Source organism: Sphingomonas longa (assembly GCF_016892685.1).
GTDB classification, from domain to species: domain Bacteria; phylum Pseudomonadota; class Alphaproteobacteria; order Sphingomonadales; family Sphingomonadaceae; genus Sphingomonas; species Sphingomonas longa.
This window is the reverse complement of sequence record NZ_JAFEMC010000005.1, coordinates 299,103-320,613: the sequence shown is the minus strand read 5'-3', so window position 1 is coordinate 320,613 and position 21,511 is coordinate 299,103. Positions and strand designations below refer to the sequence as shown.

At 66.9% G+C, this 21,511-nt stretch carries 21 protein-coding genes; 8 read left to right on the top strand and 13 right to left on the bottom strand.

The features are described from left to right. The first annotated feature begins 91 nt into the window (after positions 1–91). Positions 92–1,414: an MFS transporter gene (locus tag ILT43_RS16825; protein WP_204200147.1), complete on the top strand. Its 1,323-nt coding sequence runs from the start codon at positions 92–94 to the stop codon at positions 1,412–1,414. 107 nt (positions 1,415–1,521) lie between these two features. On the opposite strand, the gene ILT43_RS16820 is transcribed toward ILT43_RS16825, so the two are convergent. From ILT43_RS16820 to ILT43_RS16810, 3 genes are all read right to left on the bottom strand, one after another. Next, positions 1,522–3,021, bottom strand: a complete 1,500-nt coding sequence (locus ILT43_RS16820; RefSeq protein ID WP_204200146.1) for a hypothetical protein — start codon at positions 3,019–3,021, stop codon at positions 1,522–1,524. 97 nt (positions 3,022–3,118) lie between these two features. Next, on the bottom strand, positions 3,119–4,618 hold the full coding sequence (gene glpK, locus ILT43_RS16815; RefSeq protein ID WP_204200145.1) for a glycerol kinase GlpK: 1,500 nt from the start codon (positions 4,616–4,618) through the stop codon (positions 3,119–3,121). A gap of 29 nt (positions 4,619–4,647) precedes the next feature. Next, positions 4,648–5,466 carry an MIP/aquaporin family protein gene (locus ILT43_RS16810; protein ID WP_204200144.1) on the bottom strand — a complete coding sequence of 273 codons (819 nt, stop codon included), beginning with the start codon at positions 5,464–5,466 and terminating at the stop codon, positions 4,648–4,650. A gap of 126 nt (positions 5,467–5,592) precedes the next feature. Between ILT43_RS16810 and ILT43_RS16805 the strand changes: the two genes are divergently transcribed. Together ILT43_RS16805 and ILT43_RS16800 are read left to right on the top strand one after the other, a co-directional pair. Further along, entirely contained in the window at positions 5,593–7,143 is a 1,551-nt protein-coding gene (locus ILT43_RS16805; protein WP_204200143.1) for a glycerol-3-phosphate dehydrogenase, read from the top strand. A 9-nt stretch (positions 7,144–7,152) separates the two neighbouring features. Continuing rightward, positions 7,153–7,977 (top strand): DeoR/GlpR family DNA-binding transcription regulator, encoded by an 825-nt coding sequence (locus tag ILT43_RS16800; protein ID WP_204200142.1) that lies wholly within the window; start codon positions 7,153–7,155, stop codon positions 7,975–7,977. Between the two features lie 126 nt (positions 7,978–8,103). On the opposite strand, the gene ILT43_RS16795 is transcribed toward ILT43_RS16800, so the two are convergent. Together ILT43_RS16795 and ILT43_RS16790 are read right to left on the bottom strand one after the other, a co-directional pair. Further along, positions 8,104–8,553 (bottom strand): DUF3833 family protein, encoded by a 450-nt coding sequence (locus ILT43_RS16795; protein ID WP_204200141.1) that lies wholly within the window; start codon positions 8,551–8,553, stop codon positions 8,104–8,106. Positions 8,554–8,621: 68 nt separating this feature from the next. Further along, positions 8,622–10,004 (bottom strand): M20/M25/M40 family metallo-hydrolase, encoded by a 1,383-nt coding sequence (locus tag ILT43_RS16790; protein ID WP_204200140.1) that lies wholly within the window; start codon positions 10,002–10,004, stop codon positions 8,622–8,624. A 294-nt stretch (positions 10,005–10,298) separates the two neighbouring features. Between ILT43_RS16790 and ILT43_RS16785 the strand changes: the two genes are divergently transcribed. Both ILT43_RS16785 and ILT43_RS16780 read left to right on the top strand, forming a co-directional pair. Beyond that, on the top strand, positions 10,299–11,399 hold the full coding sequence (locus ILT43_RS16785) for a LysM peptidoglycan-binding domain-containing protein (RefSeq protein ID WP_204200139.1): 1,101 nt from the start codon (positions 10,299–10,301) through the stop codon (positions 11,397–11,399). 8 nt (positions 11,400–11,407) lie between these two features. After that, a complete protein-coding gene (locus ILT43_RS16780; RefSeq protein ID WP_204200138.1) occupies positions 11,408–11,881 on the top strand; it encodes a hypothetical protein in 474 nt (157 codons plus the stop codon). Positions 11,882–12,195: 314 nt separating this feature from the next. Here the strand turns inward: ILT43_RS16780 and ILT43_RS16775 are convergent, their stop codons facing one another. Together ILT43_RS16775 and ILT43_RS16770 are read right to left on the bottom strand one after the other, a co-directional pair. Continuing rightward, entirely contained in the window at positions 12,196–12,750 is a 555-nt protein-coding gene (locus ILT43_RS16775; RefSeq protein WP_204200137.1) for an alpha/beta hydrolase, read from the bottom strand. A 170-nt stretch (positions 12,751–12,920) separates the two neighbouring features. Beyond that, positions 12,921–15,764, bottom strand: a complete 2,844-nt coding sequence (locus ILT43_RS16770) for a glycoside hydrolase family 127 protein (protein WP_204200136.1) — start codon at positions 15,762–15,764, stop codon at positions 12,921–12,923. A 243-nt stretch (positions 15,765–16,007) separates the two neighbouring features. On the opposite strand from ILT43_RS16770, the gene ILT43_RS16765 reads away from it, so the two are divergent. The 3 genes from ILT43_RS16765 to ILT43_RS16755 all read left to right on the top strand — a co-directional run bounded on the left by ILT43_RS16765 (position 16,008) and on the right by ILT43_RS16755 (position 17,796). Next, positions 16,008–16,565 carry a hypothetical protein gene (locus tag ILT43_RS16765; protein WP_204200135.1) on the top strand — a complete coding sequence of 186 codons (558 nt, stop codon included), beginning with the start codon at positions 16,008–16,010 and terminating at the stop codon, positions 16,563–16,565. Between the two features lie 161 nt (positions 16,566–16,726). Beyond that, on the top strand, positions 16,727–17,035 hold the full coding sequence (locus ILT43_RS16760; RefSeq protein ID WP_204200134.1) for a hypothetical protein: 309 nt from the start codon (positions 16,727–16,729) through the stop codon (positions 17,033–17,035). A gap of 83 nt (positions 17,036–17,118) precedes the next feature. Continuing rightward, complete coding sequence (locus tag ILT43_RS16755; RefSeq protein WP_204200133.1) at positions 17,119–17,796, top strand: hypothetical protein; 678 nt, start codon at positions 17,119–17,121, stop codon at positions 17,794–17,796. Between the two features lie 40 nt (positions 17,797–17,836). Here ILT43_RS16755 and ILT43_RS16750 read toward each other — a convergent pair whose 3' ends face one another. The 6 genes from ILT43_RS16750 to ILT43_RS16725 form a co-directional block, all read right to left on the bottom strand. Beyond that, the gene (locus tag ILT43_RS16750; protein ID WP_204200132.1) at positions 17,837–17,977 is read right to left on the bottom strand and encodes an entericidin A/B family lipoprotein; all 141 of its coding nucleotides are present in this window, start codon (positions 17,975–17,977) and stop codon (positions 17,837–17,839) included. A 64-nt stretch (positions 17,978–18,041) separates the two neighbouring features. Continuing rightward, on the bottom strand, positions 18,042–18,923 hold the full coding sequence (locus tag ILT43_RS16745) for a hypothetical protein (RefSeq protein ID WP_204200131.1): 882 nt from the start codon (positions 18,921–18,923) through the stop codon (positions 18,042–18,044). Positions 18,924–18,956: 33 nt separating this feature from the next. After that, positions 18,957–19,154, bottom strand: coding sequence for a CsbD family protein (locus ILT43_RS16740; RefSeq protein WP_204200130.1), 198 nt, complete (start codon positions 19,152–19,154; stop codon positions 18,957–18,959). After that, positions 19,151–20,671: a PAS domain S-box protein gene (locus ILT43_RS16735; RefSeq protein WP_204200129.1), complete on the bottom strand. Its 1,521-nt coding sequence runs from the start codon at positions 20,669–20,671 to the stop codon at positions 19,151–19,153. Before ILT43_RS16735 ends, ILT43_RS16740 begins: the two co-directional genes overlap by 4 nt. Before the next feature lie 8 nt (positions 20,672–20,679). Beyond that, positions 20,680–21,048, bottom strand: coding sequence for a CsbD family protein (locus ILT43_RS16730; RefSeq protein WP_204200128.1), 369 nt, complete (start codon positions 21,046–21,048; stop codon positions 20,680–20,682). Between the two features lie 49 nt (positions 21,049–21,097). Next, positions 21,098–21,418, bottom strand: coding sequence for a hypothetical protein (locus ILT43_RS16725; RefSeq protein WP_204200127.1), 321 nt, complete (start codon positions 21,416–21,418; stop codon positions 21,098–21,100). Positions 21,419–21,511 lie beyond the last annotated feature (93 nt).

Here is a 21,511-nt window from a genome sequence, read left to right as displayed (position 1 = left end):
CTTTCGGGCCGGCCCCCTTTTCTCCGACAGCGAGGCCCGCGCTTATGCCGGCGCTCATGCCGATGCCCATGGCTGACGAGGCGGGCGGGGCGTGCAGGGGGTAGCCGCCGCCATCGAGGCGGATGCCGCGCCGCGCCGACCGGGCGGCAATACGCGCTGGATCGTGTGCGCGCTGCTGTTCTTCGCGGTGGTCCTCAGCTATATCGACCGCCTCGTCATCTCGGTCCTGAAGCCCGATCTGTCGGCCCGCTATGGCTGGACCGAGACGGGCTATGCCGATCTCGCGCTCTATTTCCAGCTCGTCTACGGCCTTGCCTATGTCGTGTCGGGTCGCATCGTCGACCGGGTCGGCGCGCGCGTCGGTTATGCGGCGGCGGTGGCGTTGTGGACGGTCGGCCACGTCCTCCACATCGCCTTCACGACGACATCCGGCATGATCTGGGCGCGGCTGCCGCTGGCAGCGGGCGAGGCCGCGACGTTTCCGGCCGCACTCGCCGCGACCGCCGAGTGGTTTCCGAAACGCGAGCGTGCGCTGGCGATCGGCATCTTCAACGCCGGTTCCAACGTCGGTGCGATCGTCACGCCGTTGCTGGTGCCGTTCATCGTCGTCACACTCGGGCTGGGTTGGCGCGCCGCCTTCATCGTCACGGGTGCGCTGTCGATCGTCTGGCTGCTCGCGTGGTGGCGCTTTTACCGGCGCCCGGCCGATCATCCGACCCTGAGCCGCGAGGAGCGCGACTGGATCCAGTCCGAACCGGAGGTGCCGCCGCGGCCGGTGCGCTGGTCGACGATCCTGCGCACGCGGCAGAGCTGGGCCTATATCATGGGCCGTTTCCTGATCGATCCGATCTGGTGGACCTTCCTGTTCTGGCTCCCCGACTTCTTCTCGCGCCAGTTCAACCTGTCGCTGCGGGAATTCGGTCCGCCGCTGGTGGCGGTCTATCTGCTGGCCGATATCGGCTCGGTCGGAGGCGGCTGGCTCAGCTCGCGCCTGATCGGGCGGGGCATCACGGTGAACCGCGCGCGCAAGACGGCGATGTTCGTGTGCGCGCTGTGCGCGGTACCGATCGCGTTCGCGACGGCGGCACCGTCGATGTGGGTCGCGGTCGCGTTGATCGGGCTCGCCTGCGCAGGGCATCAGGGGTTTTCCGCCAATCTCTACGCGTTGCCGGGCGATGTCTTTCCACGCTGGATGGTCGGCTCCGTCGTCGGCCTGGGCGGACTGGCGGGCGCGATCGGCGGCATGTTGATGGCGAAATATGCGGGCATCATCCTGGAGACGGTCGGCAGTTTCCAGCCGATCTTCCTCGTAGCCGCCGCGGCCTATCTGGTCGCGCTGCTCGTCGTCCACCTCATCGTGCCGCGGTACGATCCGGTCGACGAGCGGACGCTGGTCGCCGAGGCAGAGGCGTGAGCGCGTAGCGCGCTCGTCGCGAAACAGGATGACGCGAGGCCGATCAGGTCATCGACCCGGTCTGTTCGCGTCGGTCCAGCGAGACGAAAAGGTCGACAGGGGCCGGATCACTCGTCCGGCACATGCTCCACATAGCGCTGATCGTAGGCGTTGATGAGAGTGGCGTCGTTCATGTCGCCGATCGCCACGCGCAACTGGTTCGATTGATCGTAGAACGATCCCAGGGCGTCGCGAACGTCCTTCTGAATTCCCTCGTCCAGCGCGGCCGACCCGGCATTCCATCCGGCATCGACGCCGGCGTCGATCAGCGATCCGAGCGGTCCCGCCTTGCTCGACACGAAGCCGGTCAACTTGTCCGAGAAGAAGCGGATCGCGTCGATCTTGGCGTCCTTGCTCTCCTTGCTGGCGTCGAAGAAGTCGTTCGCGCCACCCTTTACGGAGCCGACCAGTTCGCCGAGGCCGGTGGCCGCCGCGCTGCGCTGGTCATCGGAGAGGGCGGGGTCCTGCAACTGTCCGGCCAGTCGGTCCATCTCCGTTCCGATCGCCGCGACGCTTTGATCCTTCAGGGGATAGTCCGCGTCCAGCATCACCTTCGACACGAAGTCCTGGACCAAGTTCTCGCGCGCGTCTTCCGCACTGTCGTAGCGCCAGCCGCTCTCGTTCAGACGGGAGATGTTCGTGTTGAAATACGTTCCCAGCTCGCCCAGCCCGTTGCCGTTCTCGGACCCGGACTGGCCCGTGCGAACGAGGGTCGCGAACATCGAATCGGTGGTCGTCTGGATACCCGGGGCATTGGGATTGGCCGCGTTGATCAGACCTGCCAGCACATCGAACCCGTTGCGATCGGGGGCGACGAGCGACGAATACGGGCCGGTCGCGGTAAAGGTCCTCATCGCGTCGATCAGGGTCATGTCGCCTGCGACGGGGCCGTCCGCCTCGACGCGACCGATCTCCCGAACCACGGCGTTGGCGCTGGCCGGTATGCCGTGACCTGCGGCCATGTTGGCGACGTCCCCCGCCGCCACCAGCAATGCGGGGCCGTCCTGATAGTCGTTCACGTCATAACCAGCGGCTTTGGCGTCGTCGAGCAGGCGACCGGCGACCTGGTTGAGCATGCGGCCATCCGTGACGTCGGACAGGAGTTGGCGGCCGCCATCGGAATACGGGTTCACCGCCGGATCGACGAGCCCGTACAGGTCGTCCACGTCGATGCGCCCGGCCTCCACGCCCCGGCCCACCGCCGCGCTCACCTGATCGCGCAGATCCGCGGACTCCTGAGTCCCGTCGCCGGTCCCCACCTGCTCCAGCGCCGCCGTGACCAGTTCCGGCACCGTCTTGCCATTGTCCAGCACCGACCAGCCGGGTGAGTGCGTCAGGTCGACCAGTTGCGCGACATACTCGTCCTTCTGCGCCTGGGTCAGGTCGGGGTCGGCCAGCTTCTCGCCGATCTGGTACGCCATCGCGCCGACCGGTTCGGGACCGAAGCGGGTTCCGGCCTGTACCGTCGCGACGACGGCATCGGTGACGGCGGTATCGACGGGCGGCGAGGGAACCGGGTTATAGGTCGGTGCAACCGACCGCATCCCACCAACATCCACGGCGTACATGGCATAACTCCCAATGACTTGGGACCAAGTCTACCGGAAGCACCGGGGCGGCTGGATAGTCGTTCCGATTACCTCCTTCAAGGGTCGCGCCGCAGCGTCAGCGTCCGGTCCCGGTCAGCGTCTTCGCCAATGCGGCGTGCCAACCGGCGGCCAGCGTCGCGCGGGACTCCGCGTCCATCTTCGGTTCGAAACAGTCGCCGCGCACCCAGGTCGCGGCCAGCGCGTCGAGATCGGCCCAGACGCCCGTCGCCAGACCGGCGTGGAACGCCGCGCCCAGCGCGGTCGTCTCCAGATGCCGGGGGCGTTCGACGGCGACCTGCAGCATGTCCGCCAGAAACTGGCAGAGCCAGTCGTTCGCCGCCATGCCGCCGTCGACGCGGATCGTCGCCGGCGGATCGCCGCCGTCCGCGACCATCGCATCCGCGAGGTCCATCGTCTGGTACCCGACCGCCTCCAGCGCCGCGCGCGCCAGATGCGCCTGCGTCGATCCCAGCGTCAGGCCGAAGATCGCACCGCGCGCGTCGGGGTCCCAGTGCGGCGCGCCGAGGCCGACGAACGCCGGCACCATGTACACGCCGTGGCTGTCGGGCACCTGCGTCGCCATGTCGTTGGTTTCGCGCGCATGGGTGATGACGCCGATGCCGTCGCGCAGCCATTTGACCGCCGCGCCGGCAATGAAGATCGATCCCTCCAGCGCGTAGGTCATCGTGCCGTTCAACCGATAGGCGGGCGTGGTCAGCAGGCGGTGGCCGGACTCCACCGCTTCCTCGCCGGTGTTGAGCAGCATGAAGCAGCCGGTGCCGTAGGTGGACTTGACCATCCCCGCCTCGAAACAGGCCTGTCCGAACAGCGCCGCCTGCTGGTCGCCGGCGATCCCGGCGATGGGGATCGCGGCGTCGAACAGACCCTCGGCGGTGTGGCCGAAGATATGGCTGTTGTCGTGGACCTCGGGCAGCAGGCCCATCGGCACGTCGAACAGCGCACACAGCGCCTCGTCCCAGCGCTGGGCATGGATGTCGTACAGCAACGTGCGTCCGGCGTTGGTCACGTCGGTGGCGTGAACCGTGCCGCCGGTCAGCCGCCACAACAGGAAGCTGTCGATCGTGCCGAAGGCGAGTTCGCCGCGATCCGCGCGATCACGGGCGCCGTCGACATGGTCGAGAATCCACGCCAGCTTGGTCGCGGAGAAATAGGGATCGAGCAGCAGCCCGGTCTTCGCGCGGACCGCGGCCTCGTGCCCCTCCTGCTTCAGCCGCGCGCACAGGTCGGCGGTGCGCCGGTCCTGCCAGACGATCGCATTGTGGATCGGCGCGCCGGTCGCGCGGTCCCAGACGACGACGGTTTCGCGTTGGTTGGTGATGCCGATCCCGGCGATCCCCGCCGCATCGACGCCGCTCTCGGCCAGCGCCTGTCGTGCGGTCGCCAGCGTGTCGCGCCAGATATCCTCCGGGTCGTGTTCGACCCAGCCGGGGCGGGGATAATGCTGGGTGAACTCGCTCTGCGCCGTGGCGACCGCGCGTGTTTCCGCATCGAATACGATCGCGCGGGTGGAGGTAGTGCCCTGATCGATCGCCAGGATGTGCTTCAGGCCGGCCACGTCGCTCTCCTTGTTGTCGTATCCGGGGTCTAGCGAGCCGCGCGGGGCGGCAAATAGGGCCTGACCAGATAATGATAGACCGCTGCGCCCGCGACGCCGCCGACCAGCGGCCCCGCGATGGGTACCCACCAGTAGTTGCCGGGGCCGGGAAAAGCGGAGTCGCCCCAGCCCATCAACCAGCAGAACAGCCGTGGACCGAAGTCGCGCGCGGGATTGATCGGCCATCCCTCCAGGAAACCGGCCGATGCGCCGATGCAGGCGACGAGCAGGCCGATGATCGGTGCACTGGCGTTCGCCATCGGCGCCTGCGTGTTGAATTCGTCGGTGATCGCGAAGATGCCGAGCAGCAGGATGCCGGTCAGCACGACCTCGTCCCAAAAGGCATGGATCGGGGTGATGTGCGCGCCCGGTGCGGTGAAGAACACGCCCGCCGCGCCGCCGCCGGCGCGGGTCAATCCGTGCGCGGTGTTGAACGCCTCGATCACCGGGCCGAACAGTTGATAGACCAACGCCGCGCCGATCATCGCCCCGACGATCTGCGCCGCCACATAGGGCAGTACCTTGCGGCGCGGGAAGTCGCGGAACAGCATCAGCGCCAGCGTGACTGCGGGATTGGCGTGCGTGCCGGACACCGCGCCGGTGACGAAGATCGCGAGCGTCACCGCCAGGCCCCAGGCGATGCACACGCCCCAATAGGCGGTCGCATAGGGGCTGGGGTCGTACAGGATCAGCATCGCCGCCGCGGAATCGCCCAGCGTGATGATGATCGCCACCGCCAGCGCCTCGGAGATCAACTCGCCTCGCAACGCCATCCGCCCCGTCATGCCCGCGTCCTCCCCCGGAGCCATCGCTGCCCCTAACCGGATATAGCCACCCGTTTCGGACGAGCGTCAACAGTTTCGTTTGAAAGTTCGAACGAACGACGCCATGTCTGTTTCGAACCTGCCGGAGGTCCGGCGCGAGAGAGGTGCCGCGTGGCTCAGGAGACAGCATCCGCGTTCGACGAGGTCGACCTGCTGGTCGTCGGCGGTGGCATCAACGGCGTCGGGATCGCGCGCGATGCGGTCGGGCGCGGACTGTCGGTCCTGCTGGTGGAGAAGGACGACCTCGCCAGCCACACTTCCTCGGCCTCGACCAAGCTCATCCACGGCGGCCTGCGCTATCTGGAGTATTACGAGTTCCGGCTGGTGCGCGAGGCGCTGATCGAGCGGGAGCGGCTGTGGCGCATGGCGCCGCACATCATCTGGCCGCTGGAGTTCGTGCTGCCGCAGAGCAATTCGCCGCGTCCGGCGTGGCTCGTCCGGCTTGGCCTGTTGCTCTACGACCATCTCGGCGGCCGCGAGCGGCTACCGGCGACGCGCACCGTCGCGCTGGACCGCGACACGGTCGGCAACGGGCTGAAGCCGGGCAATCCCAAGGCGTTCGTCTATTCGGACTGCTGGGTGGAGGACAGCCGGCTGGTCGTGCTGAACGCCCGCGACGCCGCGGATCGCGGGGCGGCGGTCCTGACCCACACCCGCCTCGTATCGGCCCGGCGTGGCGGAGAGGGTGCCGGCTGGATCGCCACGATTGAGAACGACGAGGGTGGCCGCCGCGATATTCACGCGCGCGCGCTGGTCAACGCCGCCGGACCCTGGGTGGCGGACGTGCTCGGCACCGTGCCGGACGCGCGCCGCGACCGTGGCGTCCGGCTGATCAAGGGCAGCCATATCGTCGTGCCGCGCCTGTACGACGGGGGCCATGCGTTCCTGCTCCAGAACCCCGACAAGCGCGTCGTGTTCGCGATCCCCTATCAGGAGAATTTTACCCTGATCGGCACCACCGACGAAGCGTGGCAGGGCGCACCCGGCCGGTCCACGATCGATCAGGGCGAGATCGACTATCTGCTGGAAACGGTCGACCGTTATTTCGAGCGGCCGGTGGTGCAGGACGACATCGTCTGGACCTATTCGGGCATCCGGCCCCTTTACGACGATCACGCCGCCGACGCCTCCGCGGTGACGCGCGACTATGTTCTGGACCTCGACGGCGATGACGATCGTGCGCCGATGCTCAGCGTGTTCGGGGGCAAGATCACGACTTATCGCAAGCTCGCGGAACATGCGTTGCAGGAACTCGCGCGGTTCTTCCCCGCTGCGGGTGGAGCGTGGACGGAGGATGCGACGCTGCCCGGCGGCGACATGCCCGACGCCGATTTCGGCCGGTATCTGGCGACGCTGACGACGCGTTACCCGGCGATGCCCGCAGTAATGCTGCGGCGGCTGGCCCGCGCTTACGGGACGCGGACGGATGCGCTGCTCGGCGATGCCAAAGTGGAGGACGATCTCGGCGAGGATTTCGGCGCGGGGCTGCATGCGCGCGAGATCGACTATCTGGTCGCGAACGAATGGGCGACCACGGCGGAGGACATCCTGTTTCGGCGCAGCAAGCTGGGCCTGCACGTTCCGCCCGGCACCGCGGAGCGGATCGACGCCTACCTCGTCGACCGCCGGATACTGGCGGCACCCCTGCCGCCCGCATCGTAGGGAAGGCGCATGGCCGCGATCGAACCGGACAATGGGGTGGACAAAGCCGGCGCTGACGACGCGATCGCGTTGCGGCATCGGCAGATCCTGGCGCTCGCCCGCGATGCCGGCAGCGTCGCGGTGGACGACCTTGCCGACCGGTTCGAGGTCACCCCGCAGACGATCCGCAAGGACCTGAACATACTGGCTCGCCGGTCGATGCTGTCGCGCGTGCATGGCGGTGCGATCGTCACGTCGGGCGTCGACAATATCGACTACGGCACTCGCCGTACGGTCGCCACGGGCGCGAAAGCCGCGATCGGCAAGGCAGCGGCCGGGCTGATCCCGAATGGCGCATCGCTCTTCATCAATATCGGCACCACGACGGAGGCGGTGGCTAGTCATCTGGTGCATCACCGCGACCTGATGGTCGTCTCGAACAACCTCAACGTCGTCGACATCCTCAACGGCTGCGAGGGCATCGACATGATCGTGGTCGGTGGTCAGGTGCGGCAAGGCGACCGCGCGGTCGTCGGCGCGCTGGCGATGGAATTCATCCGCTCGTTCAAGGTGGATTACGCGCTGATCGGCGCATCGGCGATCGACCCCGACGGTACCCTGCTCGATTTCGCCGTGGACGAGGTGCAGGTCACACGCACGCTGATCCAGCACGCGCGGCAGGTGATCCTCGTCGCCGACTGCTCCAAGATCGGCCGCGCCGCACCGGTCCGCGTCGGGTCGCTGGAGGCGATCGACCATCTCGTGACCGACCGTCTTGCCGATGCAACGCTGCGCGAGGCGTGCGAGCGGCATGGTGTTCGGGTGGTCGAGACCGGCTTCGGCGGCGAATCGTAGATCTTATGGACTCGACCGGGTCACGGGGGTCGGCGCCGACGTCACCGGTCCGGGCGTCCATCATCATTCGCTTCGAAGGGATATCGCTTCGCCGGTCCGACGAGGGTCGCGGGGCATCGCCGGACGTCAGGGATCGACTTTGGTGATCCGCTCTTGGAGGGTAGCGACCTTGATCCCCAACTTTCGCGCTTCGAGGATGTTGGCGGCCGAACGTCCATCCGGGGCGAGTGTCAGCCATTGCTGCACCTTGAAGCCCTTGTCGGTTGTGAAGGCGAGGTGCAGACGCGCGCCGTCGACTTCGCCCCGCACCAGTCCGCGCGCGTCGCTGAGCGTGCCTTCGTAGCGACCAGCCGTTATGTGGCGCAGTCGCCACTGCCGCGTGCGGGGCGGCTTGCCGCCTTCCTGGACCACCTGATCGAGCACCAGCGTGTCGCCGTCCACATGGCCGGTGCCACGCACAACCACCGGGACACGCGCGCGCAGGATCACCTTCAACTGCGCCTCACCCCGCGTCCGGCCGATGAAAAAGCGAAAGGGGTCGAAATCCGCGGCAGCACCGGCGAGAAGGATAGCCATCAGCATCAGCGTTCAACGCGCGGCGGATCGCTTCGGAAGCCGCGACGCGCGAGGCGGCTCTGCGCCGATCATCCCAACGCCTTCAGCAGCCCCTCCCACCAGACGATGCCGGGGTCGAACGTCGCGACGGGCACCCGTTCGTTCAATCCATGCGCGAAGATGTCGCCGGGCTTCATGAAGACGCCGCCGACGCCGAAGCTGGGGATGCCGAGGGCACGGAAGTGCATCGAGTCGGTTGCGCCCGGTTCCTGGAGCGGCAGCACCTGCAGACCCGGCGCCCGCTTCGCCGCGGCGGCCTTGACTGCCGTCATCACGCGCGGGTCGAGCGGCGATGCCCCGGCTTCGATCGTGCCGTTGTCGAACAATTCCACCGTGATCGTCGGGTCGGCGACGAGTTCCACCAGCGTCTTCTCGATCGCCGCGCGCGGCGTGCCGGGAAAGATGCGGCAGTTGACGTTCGCCATCGCCCGTTGCGGCAGCGCATTGGGCGCATGGCCGCCGTTGAACATGGTCGGTACGCAGGTCGTGCGGATCTGGCCCACATAGCGCGGGTCCGCGGAGATCAGATCGGCGGCGGCGGTGTCGCCGGGATCGGCGGCGAACGCCTTCATCGCTGCCCCTAACGGACCCGCGATGCCGGCGGCGGTGCCCGCGAGCGATGCCTTGGTGATCTCGTTCTGCTGGGGCGCAAAGCGATAGGCGGCGATGCGCGTGATCGCGGCGGCCAGACTGGCGATCGCGTTGCGGGGGCCGGGGCGGCTGGAATGACCGCCGGGATCGGTGATCGTCAGGTGCCAGTCGCCATAGACCTTCTCCGCCGCCTGCAAACCATAGGCAATCGGTCGGCCGTCTTCGCCGAGCGCTCCGCCACCCGCGTCGGCGTTCAGGACCAGTCCCGCACCCTTGAACGCGGCGGCGGCGGCCTTGGTCGTCTTCATGGTGGTTTCTTCGTCGCCGGTCAGGACCAGCACAAGGTCCCGTTGCGGCACCCATTTTTCCCGCTTCAGCTTCATCAGCGTCGCGACCACCATCGACACGCCGGCCTTGTTGTCCAGGCTGCCCCGGCCGAAGACATAGCCGCCCTCGATCACCGGGGTGAACGGATCGCGCGTCCAGTCCTTCGGATCGGCCTGCACCACATCCATGTGACCCAGCACCACGGTCGGTCTCGCCTTGCGATCGCGACCGGGATAGCGCGCCGTGAGATAGCCGGTGTCGCCCATCGCGACGAACGACACGTCGGCGTCGGCGAAGCCGGCCGATACCAGTTGCTGCTTCAGATAGGCGGCATAGGCGGGCACCTGACCCTGCCCCTCGACGGTCCTGAACGCGATCCCCTTCGTCAACAGCGCGAGGGCTTCCGCGCCCGCCGGCGTGCCCGGCGCATCCTGAGCCGGGAGTGCGGTCGGGATCAGGGCGGATGCGGCAAGCGCCGCGAACATTATGCGCATGAAATTCTCCGAAGGAGGCGATCGCTCTTGTGCGGTCGGTATCGGCAAGGATCAAGATCGTCGGACGCGTCGGGGCATGGCCATGCCGCCCGCTACCGAACGACGACGACCTGAGGGATCGGTTCGGCGAGGATCGGGGCGCCGCAATCATGATCGATGTTCGGTTCCGGCCCACTGCCTCCCGATGTGTCGGAATGTGCTCACGGACATCCGATCCACCTCCGATAATCGTTTCGATTATTCCGGCCCGTCAGGCGGTTAGGTAGGCAGGAGCGGTAACCGGAGATCGTGAGGATGCTGCCCAGTGACATCTCGACGGCGACGCCGCGGCTTTACCTGAAGCCGGAAGGTCTCGCTCCTGTTCGTACGGCCGATGGCGGCGGTGGTATCGATATCGGCGGCATCTCGGGAATATTCGACGCCGCGAAAGCGATCGTCGCCACGGCCGGGCGGGACGGGTCGCATATCCCATCCACCCGCGCGACCGTTCGCGACGAGACGTCGCTCAGCGGCCTCGCGGAGCAGTACGGAACGACGGTCCAGCAGCTGATCCTGTTGAACAAGAATAATCCCGGCATCTTCGATCTGCGAAAGGGCGACACGATCCGGGTGCCGCTCAACCGGCAGGTGGTGGAGGTTCAGGAGGGGGATACGCTGCGGTCGCTGGCACGGACCTATGGCGTCTCGGTCGATCAGATCGTCAAGGCGAACGGCCTGCTTGGCGGCGAACTGCCGCCGCCGGGATCGGACATCGTGCTGGTGCCGCCAACTGCCTACGGTCTGGGGACGAAGGCATCGGCCAAAGCGTTCATCGCCGATATCAAGACGCTGGAACATCAATGGAATGCGCTCGAGCCGTCAGAGCGGCTCCAGGCGCTGGAGGACGCGATCAACGAGCGGCTGGCCACGCGTGGCGTGCCGCCGGTTGACCTCGTCATCGACGGACTGGACGGTAACGGTGTCTACGATTTCACCACCCACACCATCAAGGTCGACTCGGCCTTGCTGTCGAAGGACGGCGTCAAGTCGGAAGACCTGCTCGACCTCGCCGATACCGTGTATCACGAAGGTCGCCACGCCGAGCAATGGTTCGACATGGCACGCATCCACCTGGCGGAGGGACGTCCGGCGAGCGAACTCGACATGCCGCGCGGCGTGATCCGGGCCGCGCGGGAGGCGGGGGCGATCGACCTCGACACCGATCGCGGCCGGTTTGCCAACGCGATGTACCGAAGCGTGTACGGCAGCGGTTCGGATCGTCGTAACGACGTGTTGACGGCGCTGAACGACGGCACCACGGTCACGCCCGAGGAATATGCGGATTATCGCAGGCTTCCCGAGGAGGCGGACGCATGGCGCGTCGGTGGCATGATCACCAATCTCTGGTATGGCTGAGGCCAGTGATGGCGGCGACGGTGGTTGCGACGATGGCAATGGCGACGGGTCCGGTCGAAGCGAAACAGGGATCGTCCGAGGTGCTGCTCGCATTGGCGGACGATTTCCTGAAGGGGGCTGATCCTCTCGCCAACCTTCGGGACCGCAAGGCGGCGATTGACGACACGTTCGCGAAGTCCGGCAACTATGCTTTCCGCATCGCCGATCTGGCCGACCGGGGATCGTCGGTCGCCGTTGCGACCGACGCGGCCAGCGTCAGTCCCGACACGTTGACTCTGGTTCCGGCGGCGGGTGTCTGGCTGAAGCTGGACGCCGTTGCCGCGCGGTTCGGAGAGGCGAAGCCAAGTCCCTCGCTGCCGAATGCGGCGCGGCGGTACCGGATCGCCATCGCCGAGGATCGCTCGATCATCGTCGAAATCAGTGGCGAACCGGGTCGCACCGGCACACGCGTCACGAAGCTGATTGCCGTTCGCGAGCGGTAGAACGGGACGTTCGGGCCGAGCGGACCACGCCTTGGCGGGAGATCGTAAGTATTCGCGGTTAGGCCGCCCTTGCGCAGCGACGTCGAAATCGAGCGTTCCAATGATGCCGCGTGCGAGACGCCCGATTTCGTCGGGCGACCTGTTCGATCAAGCCACGACCGTGGCGTGCCAGACCCGTGTCATCAGCACCGACATGCGAGCACGCACCAAGGCCCTGAGGGAAGAAGGCGAACGGATCGTCACACTGCTCCGCGGCAAAAAGCACCAGCGGCTCAAGCTGCCTGAACGACCAGTCCGCTCCGCAACGGCGGGCGTCAATGGTCGCCGATGGCTGCCATCAGCCGCTCCGCCGTGCGGATATCCCGTTCGACGATGGCGCGCGTGAAATGGCTCAGGATCGACTGGAAACGATTGCTGAGAGCGGGGCCGACGCCCGGCAGGGGCCCGTCGATCAGGCGGCTGCCCCATTCCACCGCCCATTGCTGGCTCGCATCGTCCGCCCCGACGACGATCGACGGGAAGGGCAATCGTGATGCTGGCGACGCGAACATCGCATCGCGTTCTCCCGCACGCCTGGGCGCCAGCATCAGCGCACCGGTAACGCGCGAGACGTAGGATTGCGGGGAAAGCCGGGTCCACCACGCCGCCGCCAGACATGCCGCTCCCTGTGCGACAAGCAAGACCGGCCGACCGGCATCCAGCACGGCCCGGTCGAGGTGCGATGCCGTCAGCTTGCGGTCGGCCGACGTGTCGGCGCGCAACGGGATGTGCCGGGCCGGCATCGGCGAGAGCCGCGACAGGAACGAACGATCCGCGTCGCCCAGTACGACGAGGTCCAGCGGCTGGGAAAGCAGGGCGATACCGACCATGAACGTTCCTTCCAGATCAGGATCGCGCTGCCGTCGCGATCATCCGTCAGGAGCGTAGCGGCGGCGACCGGAAGCACCAGCCCCCGATCTGCCGATCGTCTGTCAACCTGCCCGCCCTGCCGAAAACCGCCGGTCGGAACCGATCGGTTCGGTGCGACAGGGCCGCGGTGTCACACGCTGCGCAGCCAGACCTGCGATCGCCCCCCGCGCCGTTGGCCGGACGATGGACCCGCCTCCTGCGCGGTGGCGGCGTCGCCCTGCGATGCCCCGGGGGCGTATTCGACACCGTCGTGCTGCCCCGGAAATTCGGGGATCGCACCACCATCGCGGTTCGCACGGGCGAAGTTCGGGATGGCCAGCATCGGTGTCCCGTCGGCCCAGGTCCCGTGGATCACCGTCACGCCGCCCAAAAGGTCCGGGCGCCACTCCGCCGTCAGGGGCGCAGTGGAGAGGGGTTGGTCGATGCGCGGCTGATCGGCCAACTCGACGTTGTAGATCAGCGGACCATAGCGCACCGCGACCTTGCCGCGTGTCGCCTCGATCTGGTCGTCTGCCGTCACACGCTGGACCGCCATCGGCAGTTGCAGCTCGATCCGGTCGCCCCGGCGCCATTCCCGCGTGATGACGGCGTAACCGTTTTCGATGCGGGGCGTCACCGCCTGCCCGTTCACCGCCAGTCGCGTCAGTCCCTCCACCGCCGGCACGGCGGAATACAAGGCGCTGGTCTTGCGCTGGGGAACGCGCACGCGCACCGAGAACCGTCTGGCCTCCTTGGGGTTGACGGTGATCTTGACCGCGCCCTCCCAGGGGTAATTGGTTTCCTGCACCATCTGGACCGGCGTGCCCGCTACGTCGCCGACCTCGATGCGGCTGCCGACGAACAGGTTGACGTAAACGCCCTCCTTATCCTTCACATAGGTCCAGGTCGGCATCATCAGCAGCGTGCGGGGAATGTTGCCGACGCAGCATGGGCAGGTGTGCCATTTGGCGCGCTCGGTATCGACCAGCGGGTTGGTGTAGCAGAAGCTCTTCCCGGCCAGATCGGTGGCGCCGAGCAGCGCGTTGTACATCGTCTCCTCGTACAGGTCGGCGTATTTCGCATCGTGGTACGACAGGTTGAGCTTGTACTGGAAGAAGATCAGGCCGCAGCTCGAACAGGATTCGCAGTAAGCGTCGTTGCGCAGCGCGTAATTGCCGCCGAACCCTTCCGACGTGTCGCCGCTGCCGACGCCGCCGGTGACATAGTATTTGCGGTTCACCATGTTGTCCCACAGGGACATGGTCGCGCTCTGATAGTCGCGATCGCCGGTTTCGGCGGCGATGTCCGCCATCCCCGAATAGAAATACACCGCGCGGACCGCGTGGCCGACAGCCTCATATTGCTGTTCAGGCGGCAAATGGCTCTGGTCGTATTCCGATCCGCCCTCGCGAGAATCGAGCAGGAAACGGGCGAGCCGGATATAGGCGTCGCCGCGACCCTTGCCTTCCACGTCGTTGACGAAGCGCCCGAACCGGACGAGCGCCTGCTCCATTTCCTGATGGCCGTCGAACCAGGGCTTCTTGCCGGGTCCGATATTCGCCACCCAGCAATCCGCCAGCTTCTTCGCGGCGTCGTAGAGCCGCAGATCGCGGCCGCCGGTCAGCGTGTGGTGGTTGATCGCGGATTCGATGAAATAGCCCGCGACATAGCCTTCGTGATCGCCGCGATGCTCGGGCGACCAGCGCTCCGGCCACGCACTGCGATCGGCGAGCGTGTAGGCCGTGTGAAGGTAGCCGTCACGTTCCTGCGCGGCGAGGACGATCGGAATCCAGCGCTCCAGCGTCTGGCGCATATGTCCTTGCGCCGTCGCGATCTCCGCGTCGCCCTGCGGGTCCACCATCAGTGCGATGCACATCGACTCCATCGTCTGGTGGACCCAGGCGTTGGAGAAGACATACCCCTTGTGCTGGGCATGCGATTGGCCGCGCAAGGCCTTGGCCGCTTCGACGAAATTATCGAGGCCGCCCTGACCGTCCTTGAGGTCGGTGCGCTCGCAATAAGCGATGCAATGCGGGATCCAGTTGACGATCAGCGCCTTCGCCCGCTCGTTCCAGAGCGGGCTGTCGATCGCGTAGGGGGTCGTATAGACGACATCGAGGCGTTTAGCGGGCGGTGGCGCCACGACGCGCAGGTTGAGCGTGGAGGCGGCGGTCTTCGCGCCCGCGCTCGCCGCCAGCTTCAGGACGTAATCACCCGGCTGGCTGACCGTGGCGCGCGTCGTCGACGCCGCGGCGTCGGCGAAGATCACTTCGCCGGGCCCGCTGACCTTCGTCCAGCGCAGGGCGTCGCCCGGCCGTCGCTGCAGCCAGTCGGCCTTGCCCGCGAGGAAGGTCTGTGCGCCGATCACCATCGAGCGGTCGATCCCGGCCGCGACGGTGGGGGCGAACGCCGGGACTGGTCCGGCATTGTACACTTTCCACTGGAGGAGGCCGACCGACTTCTCGCCGTCTCCCCCGAACTCCAATTTTAGGCGGGTGGTGGTCACGGGATCGAACGACACCCGATTGAATCGGTTGGTCAGCAGGCCGGCCGCGCGGCGGCTGCGCACGGGCACGTAATCGCTGCCGTTCCAGTAGAGGAGGCGTGCAGACGTCGGCGCGGCGATGCCCCGTCCGTCATGCCACCAGTAAAGGTCGACGCTGTCGGTCGAGACCGGCTGGCTCCACTCGTACGTGACCCATTGGCGGTCGGTGCGGGGCCAGGTGCCGTACGCGCCTTTGCCGGCATCGTCCGAACCGCTCGGTTCCGCGCCGTTGTTCAGGGCGGAAAAGCTGGTGTCGCCCGAAACGTAGAGGCCACCCGGCGTCGCGGCCTTGGCGAGATTGACGATTTCCGCATCCGCGCGCGGCAAGGCGAGTCCACGGTCCGCCAGCGAGAAAGCGACGGCGCCGGCGGCGACCTTCAGAACGTGGCGACGCCGAATGTCAGCATGGCCGATGGGCAGGGCCACGGGCAGCTTCGGTGTGGATGGCATGCATCATCTCCTTCGATCCGCGTCGGCCGCGCCATTCCTGCTCGTGCGACAGGGTGAACGCTGCAAATGGTATACGAACTTCTCTTGTCTGACTAGACGATCGTAACGACCCGTCACGAATGCCGTGAACGCCGCCGCCTCCGGGCCGACGCCGGAGTCGAGCACGCGTAGCCAATCGCACCCGGGGCGGTTACAGTCGCGTCTATGGTGACCCTGCGACCATCGACCGCCGTTCTTCGCCCTGTGTCACTGCTCCTGACACCCGTTATCGCATCGTCGGTGCAGGCCCAGCCGGAGCCGCAGGACGTGGGCGAGTGGACGGTCGCGGTGAGCAAGGATGGCAAGGGCTGTTTCCTGACCCGCGAGTTCGATCGCGCCGGAGACACCACGCTGCTGCTCGGGATCGATACCGATGGCACGAACCACCTGACTCTCCTCAACGCCAATTGGTCGATCAGGCCGAAAGACCGCCTGAAGCTGACGTTCCGTCTGTCGAAAGGTGCCTATCCCGGCCATTTCGCGATCGGTCTGATGTCCGACGGTAAGCCGGGCTTCGTCACGAGCTTCGAGCCGCAGTTTCCGACCTATTTCGCGAATTCGCGGACGCTGGAGATCAATCGCGGCGACGTGCCGGTGGAGCGGCTGAACCTGGACGGCAGTGGGGCGGCGATCGTCGCGTTGCGGCGCTGCGTGGAAACCCAGCGATCCAGGCCAGTGGCGGCCATCCGGGACAAGCCGCGCACAGACGATATCCCCAAAGATCCTTTCGCACCGTCGTCGAAGCGCAAGCGGCGCCAGTAGCTCCGCCCGATTCGGCGCCTCAGGATCGCTGCCAAGCACCTGTGCGAACCGGCAAATTCATCCGTTGAGCGGAGAAGATGCACGTCCGAACAGAATCCGGATTGGCGACGCATCGCTGCTCGGCTTGGTTGTTCCGACTGGTTAACGATTGGAAAACCGCAATGTCTCAGTTTGCGTCTAAGTTCATGCCCGCGATGGTGATCCTGGCTGGTGCGGTCGGTCTCGGCGGCTGCGCCACCAAGTCCTATGTGCGCGAGCAGGTCGCCCCGGTCAGCCAGCGCGTGGACACGCTGGAGGCGAAGCTGCAGGAAACCGACGGCACCGCCAAGTCGGCGCTGGCGGAGGCGCAGGCCGCGTCCGGCCAGTTGCAGGCGTCCGGTCAGCGGCTCGACCAGCTCAATGGTCGCGTCGACGGGGTCGAGCAGCGGTTGCAGGCGCAGGAAGCACGGCCGAAGCGTCCGCGGCACTGATCGCACGACGTTATTTTCCGTTTGATGATCGTCGGTCGTTCCCCGTGGGGACGGCCGGCTTTTCGCGTAAGTGCTATCGATCCATGACCATCGTGCTGCGGATATTGACCGGACTGATCCTGATGTTCCCCGCCGCGGCGGTCGCGCAGGACGGCGTGACGGAGGCGGGCGTTGCCCCTGTCGAAGTCGCTGTCGGCCCGTCCGAAGGCGTCATCCGGGTCACGGAATGGGTGGCGGCGTCGAAGGACAATCATGCGCTACCCTATGCGATCGTCGACAAGATCAACGGGTCGCTGGTGTTGTTCGACGGCAAGGGCAAGCTGATCGAGACGGTGCCGGTGCTGGTCGGGATCGCCCCCGGCGACGATGCCACGCCCGGTGTCGGGGCCAAGACGCTCGCCGAGATCGGACCGGCCGAAAAGACGACTCCGGCGGGACGTTTTCTCGCCAAGTTCGGGATACCCTTCCGCAAGGAGCGGATCCTGTGGGTCGATTATGCCACATCCGTGGCCATGCATCCCATCCCGACCGATGCCGGCAAGAAGGAGCAGCGGCGCGAGCGGATGCTGTCGCCCACCCCGGACGACAACCGCATCACCTTCGGCTGCATCAACGTACCCAAGGCGTTCTACGCCAAGCGGTTGCGACCGATGTTCCAGCGGAAGGGCGGCTACGTGTACATCCTGCCCGACACCAAGCCGTTGGAAGAGGTCTTCCCGAGACTGCGCGTGCAGGCGCTGATGAAGCGGGCCGCAACTTAGGCGAAAGCGCGGAGCGCCAGAGGGCGCTCCGCCGCGATCGTTACTTCTTGCTTTCGCCCGAGGCGCTGGACACGGCCGAGCCGGCCGATTTGAGATCCTTGCCCGCGCCGTCGACCGTGTTGCAGGCCGCAAGTGCGATCATCGTGGTGAGGGCGAACACAAGCCCGATCTTCCTGGTCATGCTGTCATTCCTTTTCGTTGAAAGCGAAGGCGGCGGACCCGATACGCCGGTCCGCCGCGGATACTCACCGCAGCCGTCGGCGGGTCGCGGCGGTGGCACCGAACCCGGACGCCGCCGCGCCGACGAGCAGCGCCAGGACGAGGACGAAGGAGGTTCCCGCCGCCGCACCGGCCGCTGCGTCGGTAGCCGACTTGGCAGTGGCGACGGTGTCGTTCTTCGTCTGCACGAACTGCTGCTTGGCCCGCGTCACCTGCGCCTGAGCCTCCGGACGGCTGATCTTGCGCTGTGCCGCGACGATGTCGACGATCCGGCTTTCCGCCTGCCGACCGTCAGTTCCACCGCGGGCAAGGGCGGGCAGTTCGCGCGCGATTTCCTTCTGTGCCTGCTCCGGCGTCATCTGCGCCGGGTCGGTCGGCGCATCCGACAGGTACGCCGCCGCCTCGCTGCGCACGTCGCTCTCGTCGATGCCGGCGATCGACGCCGCCTTGGGTGCGGCGGCGCTGACCGTCGCCCCGGCTGCGCCCGCGACGGAGCCGACGGTCCTGAATGCGCCGCCGATGATGCCGCCGACCGCCGAGGTCAGCAGGTACAGCGTGAGGATCAGCGTCACGCCCCAGACCACCAGTCCGTGGACCAGCGCGTCGAACCGCTCGTGCACGCCCGCGACGCGCGCCGCCGCGAAGCCACCCGCGCCGAGCGCGAGGACGGTGGTGATGAGCCAGTAGATGCCGGCACCGATCCCGAAGCCCGCCGCGCCCGGCGTCGTGCCCTCGACCGGATCGACCATCGTCAGTCCGATGCCCGCGCCGAGGATGCCGAGCACCAGCTGGACGGCGACGGCGATGACGACGCCGGCAAAGATCGCGCCCCAGGACAGTCGGGTCGCCGTCTTGCCCGGATGCGTCTCATCGACCGGCGCGAGGCCGGTGGTAGCGTAGGTAGCCATAGTTACTCCTGTTGAACTGATTGTACGCCGCGGTCAGGGCCGCGATGATTTCCGGACGCCCGAGGCATCGGCGGCGCCGGCCTGCCGTTCGGCAGTGCCGGCCGCCTGGGCGGCATCGTCGCCGATCAGCTTGCCGATCGCCTCGTGAACCGATCCCTTGGCTTCCCGCGTTGTGGCGGCCTTCGCCTTGTCGTCCCGCGAAGCGCGCGTGTCCGTCGGCCGGGCAGTCATGCCGCCGTCTCCCGTTGATGTTTGTCCACAGCGACGCCCTCTCCGTCGAAGCCACGGGCGCGGGCCCAAGCCACGGCGGCAATGCGGCGATTGACCCCGATCTTGGCGTAGATACGGGCGACGTGATTGCGCACGGTGTTGCTGGCGACGTCCAGCGTGCGAGCGATCGTCTTGTCGTCGCAGCCGCGGCAGATCAGGCCCAGCACGTCGCGTTCGCGTGCCGTGAGGTCGTCGAGACCGGGACCCTGGGCGTCGGTTTGCGGCGCACGCAGACGCGCCAACTTGTCCATGATCGAGCGGCTGAACCAGCTCGTGTCCTTCATCACCGCCTCGATCGCCTCGACGAGCTCCAGTTCGGTGGCCTTGCGCTGCGTGATGTCCTGAAACGCCCACAGCACGCACGCATCGTCGCCGAGGCGGATCGCCTCCGTGGAGATCAGGCAGTCGATCGCCGCGCCGTCGCGTGCGTGGATGCGCGCCTCGTGCGCGCGCAGGTCCCGGCCTCCGTCGATGGCGGCTTCGATCTGGCGCCGCGTCGCGTCGCTCTCCCACAGCTGAACGTCGCCCAAAGGCCGGCCGATGATCTCCGTCACGCCGTAACCGGTCATCTGCGTGAAGCTGGCATTCACTTCGCACAGCAGATGGCCGTCGCGGGCACCGATCGCCATCGGCACGGGCGCCATCTGGAAGGTGCGCGTAAACCGTTCCTCGCTGTGGCGAAGGGCGCCCTCCGCCTTTCGGCGCGGTTCGAGATCGGCGAAGGTGAACAGCATGCAGGGCTGATCGCCCATATCGATGGGCTGGCCCGCGACGATCACCAGCTTGGTGCTGCCGTCCGGCAGTTCCAGCTCCGCCTCCATCTGCGGGACGGTCCGACCCTCCCCAAGCCGTTCCTTCGCGAGATCACGCTTTTCGGCACCGCGCAGCACGTCGATGTCGTACACGGTCCTGCACAGTACCTGGTCGCGGTGGTGGCCGGTCATGTCGAGAAAGCCCTGATTGACCTTGACGTATCGCAAGTCGCTCAGCCGGCAGATGATCGCCGGCGCGGGATTGGCGTTGAACGACTGTTCGAACCGATCCTCCGCCTCAAACCGGGCGGAGACGTCCTGGATGATCAGCACGAGGCACGCCGGTTCGCTGTCGTCGGCGTCGTTGAGGACCAGACTGCGGACCTGATGTACCCAGCGTGGCGACTCCTCCCCGGCGACGGTGACCTCGACCACCACCTCCGAGAACGAGTCGCCGGCCACCACCCGCTCGATAGGGTAATCGTCGGCCTCGACCCGGTGGTTGTTGCGATAGCGCAGTTGAAAGCGCGCCCGGTATTCGTCGACGGTCGCGCCCAGTTCGGCGATGTCGCCGACCCCGTGCATCGCCAAGGCAGCGTCGTTCGCCCAGAGCAGGCTCTGGTCGGGATCGATCAGGATCACGCCCTCGTCCAGACCCACGATGATCTGACGCAGGTGGCGCAGATCGGCGGTCTCGCGAAGCGATTTGAACGCTGCCTCGGCCATGACGGGAGTCAGTCGCGGCGACCGTGGATGAACCACGCCAGGCCATAACCGCCGAGGGCGGCGGCGAGGGCCCAGAGGACGGGTGTATCGTGAACGGTCTGCACGGCGGCGTGGCCACCCGTCCGGGCGCTGTCGGCGACGCGCTCGCCGGCCGCTTTCAGCCGTTCGCGGGCGGCGTCGGCCAGCTCGGGTGCGCTGTCGACGGCATCCTCGACGATGGAGCGTGCCCGGCCATAGCCGTGCTGCACGCCGCCGGCGACCTGATCGACCACGCCGTCCACCTGCCAGTCGCGGCTGTCGACTGCATCACCGACGGCCTTTTCGACCTTGCCGCCGACATAGCGGGCGCCGCCCTGGAATTCGTCCTTGTTCATCATCTTGTCCTGTTGCTGCTGGGTCGACTCGAAAAGGGAGGTACGGATCGGGTCAGGGAAGGACGCCGCATCCGGCGGCAGCCTTGCCGACGGAGATCGCGATGGCCGGATCCTTCAACTCGCCGGCGACCCGAAGCAGGTCGCCGACCGTCAGGACGCCTGGATCGGTATCGCCCTTGCGATAGGCGGCGGCAGCGCGTCCGAGCTGCTGGAGCTGGCCGAGCGACAGGTCGCCCTGCAACCGGTCGCCGACGCAATCCGCACGCGGGCCGTCCAATCCGTAACGCTGCAGCCCCGTCGAAATGCGGGTTGCAGGCGCGGCACAGGCGGACAGCAATGTCGCGCCGACAAGCGCGACGGTCAGGGCTTTCATGATCGATCCTCCACGACCGGTACCGCCGGGTCCAGCTGGTTCGGGCGGATCAACCAGTCACGGGACCGGGCGTTCCTGGTATTTTTGCGCGTT